The 213-nt window shown below is 67.6% G+C and carries 1 pseudogene; it reads right to left on the reverse strand.

Annotated features, from left to right (window positions below):
• Positions 1-213 (reverse strand): annotated as a pseudogene (locus ACEN88_RS36535) (hypothetical protein); the annotation flags it as partial.

Genomic DNA, 213 nt, shown 5'->3' on the forward strand with positions numbered 1-213 from the left:
CGTGGGCGCGCTGATGTGGGCGTCGCGCACGACTTCTTCCTCGGTGATGGTCTGCGCGATCTGCAGCGAGACGACGGCGATGGCCAGCAGGCCGATCGCCTCGATGGCCATTTCGGCGCTCTCCTCGGCCTCGGCACCGACCGCCTGCCAGCCGGTCTGCACGGCCAATACCGTGATCAGCACGGACACGAGCACGAACAGGAAGCCGAGCAC

The organism is Massilia sp. CT11-108, from assembly GCF_047302915.1.
GTDB lineage: Bacteria > Pseudomonadota > Gammaproteobacteria > Burkholderiales > Burkholderiaceae_D > Telluria > Telluria orientalis.